Raw genomic sequence first — 13,909 nt, 5'->3', positions numbered from 1 at the left:
ATTGTTACAATATTATTATACTTATTAATGGAGTAATTAGCGAGTGATTATTATATTATTTAAAAATTTTATGGAAAGAATACCATATATTTTTATTTATTGGAATATTCAAATTGATTATGAGGTTAAAAAAACCAAAAATGGTTTTAATATAGCGTTTAAGCAGAAAATGTTTTGTCACCGACAGTGACTTCAACATTCGTTTCAATATCTAGTTGGATACATTCAATATTGCACTTTGTTAAAATTCAACGAGCAATTTCACCATCTTCAGTCTCGTGATATTTATCGCTTTCATAAATAATGGTTGTTATACCAGCTTGTACAATTGTTTTGGCACAGTTTGAACATGGGTATAAGGAAGTAAAAAGAGTTGCATTCTTTGTTTTTCCAAAAGCATTTAAAATCGCATTTACTTCAGCATGAACAACGTAAGGGTACTTGGTTTCTTTTGTATGATCTGCTTTTCTATCTCATGGAAAAGCATCATCAATACCTAAAGGCATTCCATTATAACCTAAACCTACAATTTTGCGATCTTTATCAATTATGCAAGCTCCAACCTGCGTGCTTGGGTCTTTTGACCTTAGAGCGGACACCTTGGCCAAAGCCATAAAGTAACCGTTTCAATATAGTGATTCTTTTTTCATGTTAGTATTATACAACTCTTTTCATAATGCTATATGTCATTGTATCGTTCAGTAATTTTGCTAAAACAATAGAAAAATAGTCAGAAAAGATAATCTTTTTTTGAAAATGATTATAAAAAACTACTTAAAATTAACCAATTAATATCAAATTTTTATCACTAGTATATAATATATACATCAAATAGGAGGTATTATGGCAACAATTGAAAGAGATCCGTTAATTTGTGAACAAAGAATTCAAAAAAGAAGAGAATTTTTAATAGAACAATACGAAGAAAACAAATTAATTTTGGCTAACCCGGCCTTAGTTTCCGATGATTCAATGAAGGAAAGTATTTGCTCGAATGAACAATGTTTGCTAAATAAAAAAGTTATTGATTTGAACACATACAAAAAACTTAAATGAGCAAAAATTTTAGCTATTGTAGCATCTATAGCATTAATCATATTATGTCTAGCCATTGCGATTTTAATCGGGAATGGAGGACAATAAATATGGGAATAACCAAAATAACACCAAATGATATCATTTTATACATTGTTCTATGTTTAGTGGTTATTTCTATTTTATTATCAATTTTGCCTGGTACAGTTAGCGCAATTAAAAGCAAACTGGGTAAAAGAAGATATGACAAGATGGGAAGTAGCTCACAAATTAGATTGATTAATCAACTAAGAGAAGCAGTTGAACATTTTTCTAAAAATAAAATTGGAGCATTGATTACTATCGAAAATAGCGATAATTTAGACAGGTTACGTACGGATGGAATCATTTTAAATGCTAATATATCATCTTCACTACTGATTTCGATTTTTAACAAAGAATCACCACTTCATGATGGGGCAGTAATTATACGCGATAACAAAATTCACTATGCAGCAACTTTTTACAAAATATCAAAAAAATCAATTGATAACCATTATGGAGCGCGCCACCGTGCAGCAATGGGTATTAGTGAAGTTTGTGATGCTTTAACTATCATCGTTAGTGAGGAAACCGGCGATGTTAAATTTGTAAAAAATGGTACATTTTTCAAAATAAGAATAGAACAATTTCAAGAACAATTAATTAAATATTTAAAGGACTAAAATGACAGATATACAGGAAGAACAGCTTTTTTCAAAAATTAAAGAAATTATTGAAAACAAAAACAATAAACAGGCATATTCACTGATTGATGAAATACCAAACGCAGATATTGCTGACACATTAGGAGAATTTTCTAAAGAAGAACAAATCGCATTTTTAAGATTACTTAAAACCGAAGATGCGGCAGATGTTTTTTCATTTTTAGAAACTGAGCAACAAAAGGAACTTGCACTTGATTTTAATGAGGAATGAAGCATGAAAATGCTTCAAGAATTACAAAGCGATGAGCTAGCCGATGTTCTTGAGGAATTGCCGGCGAATGTAACAAGCAAAATTATTGCCTATACACCTCAAGATAAAAGAAATGAAATAAATAAAATTTTAAGTTATGCTGACGATGAAGTTGGAAGCATAATGAGTATAGATATTTCATTTATTCAAAATACTTATACATGTGAACAAGCACTATACAAAATTAAAAAAGACTACTCTAAAAATCGAGCAGAATTAGTTCATTATTACTATGTGGTAGATGCAACTCAAAAATTACTTGGTGTATTAACTTTAGAAGAAATTATCTTTGCTAAAAGTAGCGATAAAATTGATAACATTTATTCACCTGTGACTTCAATTATGGCCAGCGATAAACAAGAAGATGCGGCCAAAATTTTCAGTGAACACGATATGTCAGTTCTGCCGGTAATTAATCAAGATAAAAGATTAATTGGAATGATAACAAGTGATGATGTGATTGATGTTATTCATGATGCTGCTACTGATGATTTATATAAAATGGCAGGAATTAGTTCTAAAGGCTCAGAAGCTGATGACTATTTAAAAACCCCATGATATAAATTGCTTAAACACAGAATACTATGGGGTGTAATAATACTTTTATTCTCTACTATATTAGAAATAGCTGGGTTTTTCCTCTTTAAAGAAGTATTTAGAGAACTTCAAACAACTGTAATTTCAATATCTTTATTCCTATCGTTTTTAGTGTTTATAACAACAATAAATACTGTCGCTAGAAACGGTAGTACTCAGACGAATATAACTATAAAACGTGTATTAACGATGGATATAGTCGAAACAAAACACTTCCGTAAAGTTATACTAAAAGAAACTATTGTTGGTTTAATGCTGGGATTATCCTTAGCACTAATTAATGTTGGCAGATTATCTATATTTTTAGCTTCAACAGGGGATTTATTAAACAAGGCAAAAGCATCATGAGCAATAATAATTGGTTCAAGTTTTTCATTATTAATTGCCATGACTTTACTTTCATTTATTTCAGCTTTAATACCTATTTTATATGTTAAACATCACAAAGATCCTTCAAATAGTTCATTAGTAATGTTGAATGCATTCGCTGAACTTATAACATCATTAATTGTGTTTGGAGTCACAATAGGCTTTTTAAATATTTTCATTCATTAATAAATTTAAAATCTGAGGTTACTTAGATTTTATTTTTTATTTCCAAATTTTACGAATTTACACGATTATAAATTCATGAAGTTAAAAGCCATTTAAAAAAATAATTAAACCACACAATCTATAAAAAATGCAATTATATATTATGTTATAATTTAACTTATTATTAATTAAATTAGAATATTAAATTTAAATAAATCACACAACATTTTAAGGAAGTGAATTATGGATAAATACTCAATAAGAGAATTTTTAGAAAAACCAGATAAATTTAGCAATAAACAAATTACTATGAGTGCTTGAGTTTCGGCTAACCGTGGTAACAAAAAAATTCGTTTTATCGAATTAAATGACGGTTCAACTGTAAATAACTTGCAAGTAATATTCAAAGGAGAAGAATTCGATTTTGAAGAATTAGACCAAATACATATTGGTGCTGCGGTTGCTATCGAAGGAACTGTATCACTAACACCCAATGCACCTCAGCCACTAGAAGTTATTGCATCAAAAATCAATGTTTTAAGAGATACTGATTTGGATTACCCAATTCAAAAACAATCAATAAATCTTGAAACTTTAAGAGAAATACCTCATTTAAGACACAGAACAAACATCATTAAAACTACAATGATTATTAGATCAGCATTGGCATTAGAAATGCATAACTATTTCAATGAAAACGGATTTTTATACTTTAACGCCCCAATTATTACTTCTAACGATGGCGAAGGAGCAGGAGAAACATTTGAGGTTTCTGATTCAAATTCTAAAAATCCATTTTTCGGTGATGATAGAAAGCCAACTTTGGGAGTTACTGGTCAATTACACGCCGAAAGTTATGTAGTTGGATTTAAAAAAGTTTATACGTTTGCACCAACTTTCAGAGCTGAACACTCTAACACGAAAAAACACGCAGCTGAATTTTGAATGATTGAACCCGAAATGGCTTTTGCTGACTTAAAAGACATTATCAATTTAGCAGATGATTGTTTAAAAACAGTAATTAAAAGAACGATCGAAAAACATCCAAATGAATTCAATTATTTATCTAAAAACGTTGATCAAAACTTATTAACTAGATTATATAGTTTTATTAACACAAAATTAAGCGTTATAGATTATAGAGATGCACTAATAGAATTAAACAAAGTAAAAGATAGATTTGAAGAACAAAATATTGAATTCGGCTTGGATTTTGGAACTGAACATGAAAGATATTTAGCAGAACAAGTTTTTAATGGTCCGGTGGCAGTTATTAACTTCCCTAAAGAATTTAAAGCATTCTATATGCATCAAAATCCCGACGGTAATACTGTCGCATCATTTGATTTATTAGTTCCTGGTATCGGTGAGTTAGTGGGTGGAAGCCAACGTGAAGTTATTTATGATAAATTACTTGAAAGAACTAAAGAAGTGGGAATCAATCAAGAGGAATTACAGTGATATCTTGATTTAAGACGTTTCGGAGACTGCGGATCAAGCGGTTTTGGAATTGGATTTGAAAGATTGGTAATGTATGTAACAGGAATGGACAATATTAGAGATGTTATTCCATATCCACGTACCTCAGGGAATATTAAAATGTAAGGAGCAAAAATGAAATTATCAATTATTACCCCAGCAATCAATGATTGAAAGGAATTAGATTATCTTTTAGAAACATTAAAGATACAGGATAATCAAGATTTTGAAACAATTTGTGTTATTACGAAACCATCTAAAAAGATGTATCAAATTCTTGAAAATGCTCTACAGTTTTTTGGTTCGAGATTTAAGTTTATAGTGAATACAAAACGTAAAAGTATTCAAAGTGACATAGTTGCGGCATTGCATTTAGTCAAAAATAATTACGTATATGTTTTGAATGCCGACGCAGTGATTAAGAAAAATTTTGTTAGAAGAGTAACGAACAAACTTAATGATGTTCAAGCCGATATTATTGAATTTAAACCTATATTAACAGGATCGATTAAATGAAAACCTATGGCTAGATTAGAGTCTGATGTTTTATTTAATATCAATTCAAACCCTAAATTTGTAGCATATTCTTTTCCATTTATCTTTAACAAAATTTTCAATAAATCATTTATTGAACAATTTGCTAAATATCGAGTCAAAGAACTTAATGATACAAAATTTGCTACTGAATTATTGTATTTTATGTTGGTTAATGCAACTACATATCAATTTTGGAATATTCAATTAGTTAAAGAAAATATTTCTTCAGCCACTTGATTTACACCGAGAAATTTTGTTGCTCAATTTAGAATAATTGAAAATTATCTTCAAACAACCAATACCAAGTTAACTCAAGAACTAGCATATGCTCAATTATATTTCTTGCAAATAGTCTTGGCAGGATTCTTAGATTCATGAGAATTCTCTGTATTTAAAGTTTTACAATACATATTTGAATCTCGTAGTGATTTCTCAGAGAAAAGAGCTAATAAATATTTAGAGGATTTACAAAAATATTTAACGAAATATCACAATGAGAATCCGCAAGTATTTTTAACCAACATTTATCTAAATACTCAAAACCCTGAATCAACATATTTAAAGAAACTACCTGAATTTAAAAAAACTGAACCTGTTTATAAATCTCTATAATGACGAAATTACTTCATAAAAATGTTACATTTTGGCATCGTTTTGCTTCAAATATAATTGATTTTTGTTTATTTTCTACATTTTTAATTCTTCTATACAAATCATTTATAATCTCACACCAAAAACTAACTGTCGTAGATTGATATAGTTTTTTGGTTATGGGGTTGTTAATTAATTATTCATTATTTATTATGATTCCATATTTTTGGAATGGTCGTAGTCTGGGTCAAATAATATTAAGAATTCAAATACTGAATACTAAACCAACCAAAAAAATTCTCAATATTTTGAGAACGAATGTCCCTAGCTGAGGTTTGTATTCATTAATTACTTTGCTATTTATATGTGGTGTAATGCCTTACCAAATAGATTTTATATCATCACTTAAGGATATTTCAAACTTTATAAATGACCCAAATTTACCATTAAATCTGAGATTTATAGGTAGAATTATCGCAACATTATCTGGGTTTTGGTCAATTATAAATCTTTTAAATTACTGTTTTATCTTGGCATCGAAAAATAGACGAGGTGTTTATGACCGAATTCTAGGATTTAGAATCGTATATATAAAACACTACACCGTTTCACAAAAGATGGATGAAATAAAACTAATACCGCATCAAGTTAAGAAAACTGAAATCATTTTTCACGAGGAGGAACATGAATAAGACTACCCAAATACTAGAAGGCCTAAATAAAGAACAAAAAGAAGCTTTATTATATTTCGATGGGCCATTAAGAATCATTGCTGGTGCCGGATCAGGTAAAACCAGAGTTTTAACTCGTAAAATTGCCTATTTAATCAATGAATTAGGTATTGCTCCTGCTGAAATATTGGCCTTAACGTTCACTAATAAAGCGGCAAACGAAATGAGTCAACGTATCAGACAATACACAACTGTTGAACCATCAAAAATTCAGGTTTCAACGTTTCACTCGCTATGTTCTAGAATTTTAAGAAAAGAAGCATTTCATTTAAATTTGGACAATGATTTTCAAATTATTGATGCAGTGGATCAAAAGACAATTATGAAACGTATTTTTAGTGAATTACAGCTTGGTGAAATAGATGGTGCATTTAATTCCAGTGAAATTTTAAAAATGATTTCGTTAGCTAAAAACAAAAATTACACCGCCGACGAACTAGTTCACGAATTAAATGATGATTCTCCTGAAGACCAAACCATTAATGAGGCAATTGGTAAAATTTTTACACGCTATAATGAATATTTACAAAATCAAAAAAGTTTGGATTTTGATGATTTAATCATTAAAGTTCATAATTTATTTGTTAATAAACCTGATATTGCAAAAATTTGAGCAAATAATTATTCATACATTATGGTGGATGAATTTCAAGATACATCTCGTATGCAATACGAAATAGTCAAAAGATTAACAAGTCCTGACACACAATTAACAATTGTGGGTGATCCAGATCAAACAATATATACATGACGTGGTGCTGATGTTAATTTAATATTGAATTTTGATAGAGATTTTGCAAATACAAAAACAATAATTCTAAATGAAAATTACCGCTCAACACAAACTATACTTGATGCTGCTAACAATCTAATTAAGTATAACAAGAACAGATTTAGCAAAGACTTAATTACAAACAACGAAAAAGGCGAACCTATTGAATATATGCATGCTTTTAGCAATGAAGCAGAGGCCAGATGGGTTGTCCAAACAATTAACCGTTTGAAAAAACAAAAAATTCAACTTAAAAATATTGCAATATTCTACCGTTCAAATTATTATTCAAGACCATTTGAAGAAGAATTAATTAAAGAGAACATAAACCATAAAATTTTCAATGGTCAAAAATTTTTCCAGCGCAAAGAAATTAAAGATGCTTTAGCTTACTTGCGTTTAATTTATGATGGGTTAGACTTATCTTTGTTAAGGATTATTAATACTCCGGCAAGAAAAATAGGTAAACAAACACTATCTAATCTTCAAAAGTTTGCTGAATCTAAGTCGTTAAGTCTTTATGAAGTACTTAATACTTACGTTAAAGAATTGCCTGCTACCAACGAAGTTAAGATGAATGTTGCCCGTTTAATGTCGACAGTCAATAAATACCGTATGGCTCTAAAAACAAATACCATTCACCTAGTATTAGAAAAATTTTTAACAACTATTGGTTACTTTGATTACTTAGCTACTGATGTTACATTGAAAGGAACTGGTAAAGATAACGTTAATGAACTAATCCGTTCCATCAAAAACTGAGAAAACAATAATAAAGGTAAAAATATCAAAGACTATTTAGAATTTGTTTCCCTATTATCGGCTGGTGATGATTATGATAACTCAACCAACTATGTTACCCTAATGACTGTGCATTCAGCCAAGGGTCTTGAATTTGACAATATTTTTATGGTTGGTATGTCAGAACAAATTTTCCCTCATCATCGCGCATTAAATTCAAGTAATCATGAACACCTCGAAGAAGAAAGAAGGCTTGCTTATGTCGGTATAACACGTGCTAAACAGAGACTTTTTATTTCTGATTCTCGTGGCTACCTAATAGGAACTAACACTGAAAAAGAACCTTCTCGCTTCATTGCGGAAACTGGACTAGATATTAATAAATTTATTCTGCAGAGAAACATAATCGATACAGATTTCAACGAATTAACTGATGAAAAATCAATCAAAGATATTAATCGTTCAATGGTTGTTGGTGACATTATTGCTCATACGCATTTTGGCGAAGGTACTGTTCTTGAAGTTAGAGGTGATACAATAGTCGTTCGTTTTGTTTCATCTAATTCAGAAAAAACATTATCTAAAAATCACCCGTCAATTAGATTGCTACGTCAAGAAGGTACCAATTAATGCCCACTAATAATTCTTTAATAGATGTTACCGAAAAATCAAACATCGATTTTAGATTATTGCTTTCAGGGTGTTTGGTAGCTTTAGCGGTTTTTATATGTTTGATAATTTATGCTATTACAGTGCTAGTTAAATCTAAAAAAGCAAGCGATGAAGGATTAATAATTATAAAAATTAATACAAAACAAAAATGAGCAATGCGCTTAACCCCGATGTCGTTAAGCTCTTGTCTGACTTTTGACACCGGTGCGGATACAATGCTACCTAATAAATTTTACAAGATAAATTGATTTTTATCGCATTTTGATTCAGTAACACGGGTTGAATTAGAAACCATACTTCAAAAAGTGCCTGATTCAAAAAGATATTCAGTCAAGGGTTATTTAAATCATGAATTGACTAAAAACACCATTAATAATTTAACACTTAAAAATTTTGGAATTAAAATAGACGAAATACCTTTAAAAATAAAAATTTCTGGAGATTCAGATAATAATTACTATGTAGCTATTTCATGAAGAATTCTTAAAGAAGTTGATACTAAAACTGCTTTAAACTTAAATATTTGTAATATAGAACAATTAATTGGTTTGAATCAAAATAATTTAATTTCTTTCGCCTTAATTCCGAATGTTAGTTTATTTCAAAAAGGTCCATCTAAATTACAATGAATTAAAATTTGTAATTTATTAAAAATAAGAGCTTCAAAGGTAGAGTTAATTCACCATGAGGGTGTATTGTATTTAATAAACGCCAAAACGAATTCACGTAGTTTTCACAGAAGAGTAAAAAAATTTAATAAAGTAGTTGCTTCAATTGTAAATGATTTAAAGTTCAATGGCCTAATTGACTTTGCGGCCGTAGTTGCATCAAAAAAAATTAATAATAATAAAGAGTTAGAAAACTTTATCTACAAAGCTAAGTTTTTATTACATAATCAAATGCATACTGATCGAAATAAGTCGTATTTATCATGAAATATTAATGATTCACGCGATCATGAATTAGAAGAATTTAAAGTTAAAATCAAGGATTATGAGTCGAAAATATCGACAGCTAGTTTCATTAAGGAAGTTAGTCAAGTATTAAATGTTGGAAACAACAAAAAAACATCATTACAAGTAATTTATGGCAAAATGGCCGGCGTAAATAACGATGACATAAACTTTTACAATAAATTTCTATATTACAGTATGTTATACATATTTTCAGCAAATAAATATTTAATTGATGCTTCAGAAACTGGTACTTCATTACTATTGCACACTACTGATTTAGTTCTATCTAAAAATTTAGATAAATTGACTCGTGCTTATACTTTATTCATTCTTCATCCGCATTCAAATAGTTTTGATTTAAATATCATTGATAACATTCTAAAAAAAATACCCAAAAAGACAATGAAAATTGGTCTTTATATAGAAGAAATTACACCTAAATTACTAAATTATATTGAGACAGGCACAATACATAATTTTGTTATTTCTTCCTCTCTATCTCAAAAATTCGCCACAAATATTGAGATTTATTTAAAATTGTTAAATCTAACAAAAACAACAGCTCAAATTGAAAACACACGTGTATTTTGAGAAAATCTTCCCGAAAATACACAACAATATCACAAAGATAAATTAAAAATTAAATATTCATATGCGAATAAATATATTTCATAATATTGGCATAGTGTATATAATAAATAAAATTACAAATCAAATCCCTCAAAAGGAGTTAAATATGAAGAAATTAGGAATCGTTTTAGACTCATTTGTATGCATGTCTAAACAAGAAGTTAATGATTTAGGATACGCTTATGTACCCTTAATTACCGAAATTGACGGAACATCATTCTTAGATGGTGTTGATGTCGATCGTTTTGATTTATTACAAAAAATGACCCAAACTGATGACATTCGAACTTCATTGCCATATATGTCGACATTCGAAGAAACATTTAGTAAAGTTTGCAATGAGTATGATGAGGTAATTTACCTACCAATTTCATCCAAAATATCATCAACAAACAGTGCTGCTTCAAACTTCTTAGACGAATTTTCAAATCTACATATCATCGATACTTCTCTAGTGGGTGATCAAATGTTAGAAGTGGCTAAGTTTGCAATCAAACATTATGAAAAATATCAAAATATTGATAAATTGATTAAAAAAATTCAGGAAATTTCGGATAATTCTTTGGTATTTATCTTGCCGTTAAACATAAAATATCTTGTTAAAGGCGGGCGTGTCGGATCATTTAAAAAATTTCTACTTGGAGCATTATCAAAAGTAAAACTATCTCCTTATGTAAAATTTGATAAAACGGGTACATCAACTGGTGGCATTGGTCGTGGCCCAAAAGGAGCGATTAAACAAATTATAAGTAAATTTGAAGAGTTCACTGGTTTGGACCGTAAAAACATAAAATCAAAATATAAAATATTTACCATAAATGGAATTGATAAAGAATTTAATGATTTAGCTATTGAATCATTCAGAAATGCTGGGTTAGATTTTGACGGTTCCAAAGTCAATTCAACAGTTGTAGCAATTCACACAGGCCCCGAAGCACATGCTTATTCAATAATGCCAATACTAGACAATTTAGACTAAATTAAATAAAATGGCGTCCCTAAGAACGTCATTTTATTTATAAAGTATCACCGCAAGATGAAATTAACTCAGGATTACTAATTTTTTTATTCTTTTTTATAACTATTAACCTTGGCAAGTCATTATAATTGTTTAACTTTTCTGTTAATCTATTAACTACATCTAACTGATTTTCAATGCCTAAATAAGGTAATGAATCAATATCGCCGCTTGTATAATCAATTTTTCTTTTTAAATCATCATAATTAATTTTATATATGGTTGAAAGGTCAATGTAGTTAGCAATCTTAATTTCGACAGTCTCGCCATCGTTGCTGATACCTCTATCTTGTCTTATTTTTAACAAATCTTTATTAGATTCATTAATCTCTGCTGTGTTTAAACAAGACACGAAGAATACAGAATCTTCGTCTTCTGCAACCAGCATTATTATTTCGGATTTCAAATTCCCTCCTTTTATTCTTCTAACGAAATCCGACAATAATATAATAGGTTTTAAAACAGGTAAACATGCTTTGTCAGTTTCTATTGATATTATTTTTTCCATGTCATAATAATAATGGTTTTATCAATCAAAAAATGATAATAAAAGACAAGTTGATTAACTAATAATTTTACAAAAACTACTGAAAATTCATTAATTACGTAAAATATAGTATGTTGATAACACAAAAAAAGATTACTAGTGGATTATTAATAAATATTTTTTATTAATGACTTTATCACATGTGTCTAAATTTAGTTCTTTAGAATAAATCGCCTTGAAATAACACAATATTTATTAAAATGGCAAAAAAAGTTAGCCGAGACTAACTTTTAGTTTTATTATTCGTTCTTAGCAATTTGAGCAGCTACTTCAGCAGCGAAATCATCTTGACGTTTTTCGATACCTTCACCAACTCCAAAACGAACAGCTTCTAATAAAGTTAAACCGTGGTTTGCTAAATATTTTTCAATTGAAACACTTTCTTCCATCATAAAACCTTGTTTAACAAGTACTATTTCAGCAAGTTTTTTATTTAAAGAACCTTCAATAATCATTTTTTGAATATTTTCAGGTTTTTTATCAAATCCAGCAGGAATAACAAATTCTGCTTTTAGTGTTTCTAATTTGTCAGCTGGAACTTCAGATTCGAATACGTATTCTGGTTTCATTGCTGCCATGTGCATAGCAACATTTCTTGAAACTTCAGGATTTGATCCTGAGACTTTAACTAAAGCAGCAATTTGACCATTAACGTGTGCGAAAGCACCTACTGATTGACCATTTTGAGCTTGGTATCTAGCAAAACGACGAATTGATAATTTTTCTCCAATGGTTGCGGTAGCATCATCTAAAATGTTTGCAACAGTTTCTCCGTCGTCTTTTACATCTAGAAATTCTTCAACTGTTGTAGCTTTAGAATTTAGTAATAATGATGCAAATTTATCTACTAATTTTTTAAAGTCATCGTTTTTAGCAACAAAGTCTGTTTCACAGTTAACTTCTAACATGATTGCTTCATTTTCGTTAGTTGCTATTGCGACTAAACCTTCAGCTGAAACACGACCAGCTTTTTTAGCGGCCTTGATTTTACCGTTGCTTTTTAATCAAGTAATTGATTTTTCAACGTCTCAATCGTTTGCTTCAAGAGCTTTTTTACAATCTATCATACCGCCGCCGGTACGTTCACGTAATTCTTTAATTAGAGCTAATTGATTGGCCATAATTATTCTCCTTTTTCTTCTTCGTTTGTTTGGGTTTCAACTTCTTCGTTATTTCTTTTTACAAAAGGTTTACGATTTGAAGGTTTTCTTGTGACGTTTTTGGTTTCAGGTTCAAATTTAGGCAATTCAACTTCTGAGTCTGGTCTGTAAGCATATTTTGCTTTACCACCCCGAGCAGTAGCGATGGCATCAGCTAGAATAGTAATAATTAAGTTAATACTTTTAGCTGAGTCATCGTTAGCTGGTATTCCAAAGTCAACTGCATCTGGGTTTGAGTTAGAGTCAAGAATACCGATAACTTTAACACCTTTTTTACGTGCCTCCTTAACAGCGATTTCATCTTCGTTAGGGTCAGCAACGATCATAAATGTTGGTAAACCACGCATTTTTCTAATACCATTAAGGTTTTTGTGTAGTTTGTCTAATTGTTTTTGGAACATTAATTTTTCTTTTTTAACGTATCCTTCAAAACCATTTTGAGCTTTTTCCTCAAGCTCTTCCATAGTTCTAACTCTACTGAAAATTGTTGATGAGTTAGTTAATGTACCGCCCAATCATCTGTCAGTTACATAAAAACTGTTTGTTCTTAAGGCGTTTTCTTTAATTGTGTCTTTAGCTTGTTTTTTGGTACCCACAAAAATGAATTGTGCACGTGGGTTTTTCGATACAAATTTGTATAGTAAGTTGTATGCAAATTCTAAACGTTGAATAGTAACGCTTGTGTTAATGATGTGAATACCTCTTTTTTGTTGTGGGTATAGGTAATCCTTCATTTTAGGGTTTCATAAACTTGCTTTGTGACCAAAGTAAGCTCCCGCTTCCAATAGTTTATCTTTAGAAACGATTGGGTTTTTGTTTTGAGTTTCTTCAACTTTTTTAGTTGAAACTTCTTTTTTATCTGTCATATTTATATTTCCTTTAGTTTGTTGTGTCTTCCTATTGTTTCTAACGC

At 29.7% G+C, this 13,909-nt stretch carries 13 protein-coding genes; 9 read left to right on the top strand and 4 right to left on the bottom strand.

All coding sequences use genetic code 4. The features are described from left to right. Window positions 1–158 precede the first annotated feature (158 nt). Window positions 159–650 carry a deoxycytidylate deaminase gene (locus NW238_RS02105; RefSeq protein ID WP_258451730.1) on the bottom strand — a complete coding sequence of 164 codons (492 nt, stop codon included), beginning with the start codon at window positions 648–650 and terminating at the stop codon, window positions 159–161. A gap of 193 nt (window positions 651–843) precedes the next feature. On the opposite strand from NW238_RS02105, the gene NW238_RS02100 reads away from it, so the two are divergent. The 9 genes from NW238_RS02100 (at window position 844) to NW238_RS02060 (ending at window position 11,250) form a co-directional block, all read left to right on the top strand. Next, window positions 844–1,143, top strand: coding sequence for a hypothetical protein (locus NW238_RS02100; RefSeq protein ID WP_216505437.1), 300 nt, complete (start codon window positions 844–846; stop codon window positions 1,141–1,143). 2 nt (window positions 1,144–1,145) lie between these two features. Beyond that, entirely contained in the window at window positions 1,146–1,739 is a 594-nt protein-coding gene (locus tag NW238_RS02095; protein ID WP_216505438.1) for a diadenylate cyclase, read from the top strand. A 1-nt stretch (window position 1,740) separates the two neighbouring features. Beyond that, window positions 1,741–3,183 carry a magnesium transporter gene (mgtE, locus tag NW238_RS02090; RefSeq protein WP_216505439.1) on the top strand — a complete coding sequence of 481 codons (1,443 nt, stop codon included), beginning with the start codon at window positions 1,741–1,743 and terminating at the stop codon, window positions 3,181–3,183. A gap of 222 nt (window positions 3,184–3,405) precedes the next feature. Continuing rightward, window positions 3,406–4,767, top strand: a complete 1,362-nt coding sequence (gene asnS, locus NW238_RS02085) for an asparagine--tRNA ligase (protein WP_258451729.1) — start codon at window positions 3,406–3,408, stop codon at window positions 4,765–4,767. Window positions 4,768–4,776: 9 nt separating this feature from the next. Beyond that, window positions 4,777–5,790 carry a glycosyltransferase gene (locus NW238_RS02080; RefSeq protein ID WP_216505441.1) on the top strand — a complete coding sequence of 338 codons (1,014 nt, stop codon included), beginning with the start codon at window positions 4,777–4,779 and terminating at the stop codon, window positions 5,788–5,790. Further along, window positions 5,790–6,461, top strand: coding sequence for an RDD family protein (locus NW238_RS02075; RefSeq protein ID WP_216505442.1), 672 nt, complete (start codon window positions 5,790–5,792; stop codon window positions 6,459–6,461). The genes NW238_RS02080 and NW238_RS02075 overlap by 1 nt, the downstream gene beginning before the upstream one ends. Next, window positions 6,454–8,643, top strand: a complete 2,190-nt coding sequence (locus NW238_RS02070) for an ATP-dependent helicase (protein ID WP_216505443.1) — start codon at window positions 6,454–6,456, stop codon at window positions 8,641–8,643. Before NW238_RS02075 ends, NW238_RS02070 begins: the two co-directional genes overlap by 8 nt. Next, complete coding sequence (locus NW238_RS02065; protein ID WP_216505444.1) at window positions 8,643–10,316, top strand: MHO_4530 family protein; 1,674 nt, start codon at window positions 8,643–8,645, stop codon at window positions 10,314–10,316. The genes NW238_RS02070 and NW238_RS02065 overlap by 1 nt, the downstream gene beginning before the upstream one ends. 61 nt (window positions 10,317–10,377) lie before the next feature. Further along, window positions 10,378–11,250, top strand: coding sequence for a DegV family protein (locus NW238_RS02060; protein WP_216505445.1), 873 nt, complete (start codon window positions 10,378–10,380; stop codon window positions 11,248–11,250). 37 nt (window positions 11,251–11,287) lie between these two features. On the opposite strand, the gene NW238_RS02055 is transcribed toward NW238_RS02060, so the two are convergent. The 3 genes from NW238_RS02055 to rpsB form a co-directional block, all read right to left on the bottom strand. Further along, entirely contained in the window at window positions 11,288–11,797 is a 510-nt protein-coding gene (locus tag NW238_RS02055) for a hypothetical protein (RefSeq protein WP_258451727.1), read from the bottom strand. Between the two features lie 278 nt (window positions 11,798–12,075). Beyond that, window positions 12,076–12,957 carry a translation elongation factor Ts gene (gene tsf / locus NW238_RS02050; protein WP_216505447.1) on the bottom strand — a complete coding sequence of 294 codons (882 nt, stop codon included), beginning with the start codon at window positions 12,955–12,957 and terminating at the stop codon, window positions 12,076–12,078. A 2-nt stretch (window positions 12,958–12,959) separates the two neighbouring features. Further along, complete coding sequence (gene rpsB, locus NW238_RS02045; RefSeq protein WP_216567868.1) at window positions 12,960–13,862, bottom strand: 30S ribosomal protein S2; 903 nt, start codon at window positions 13,860–13,862, stop codon at window positions 12,960–12,962. Window positions 13,863–13,909: the final 47 nt, after the last annotated feature.

Origin of the sequence: Mycoplasma zalophidermidis, from assembly GCF_024742155.1 — a bacterium.
In the GTDB taxonomy this organism is placed as follows: Bacteria; Bacillota_I; Bacilli_A; order Mycoplasmatales; family Metamycoplasmataceae; genus Mycoplasmopsis; species Mycoplasmopsis zalophidermidis.
Note: the sequence above shows the minus strand (reverse complement) of the source record. Positions and strands in the feature narration are given on the sequence as shown.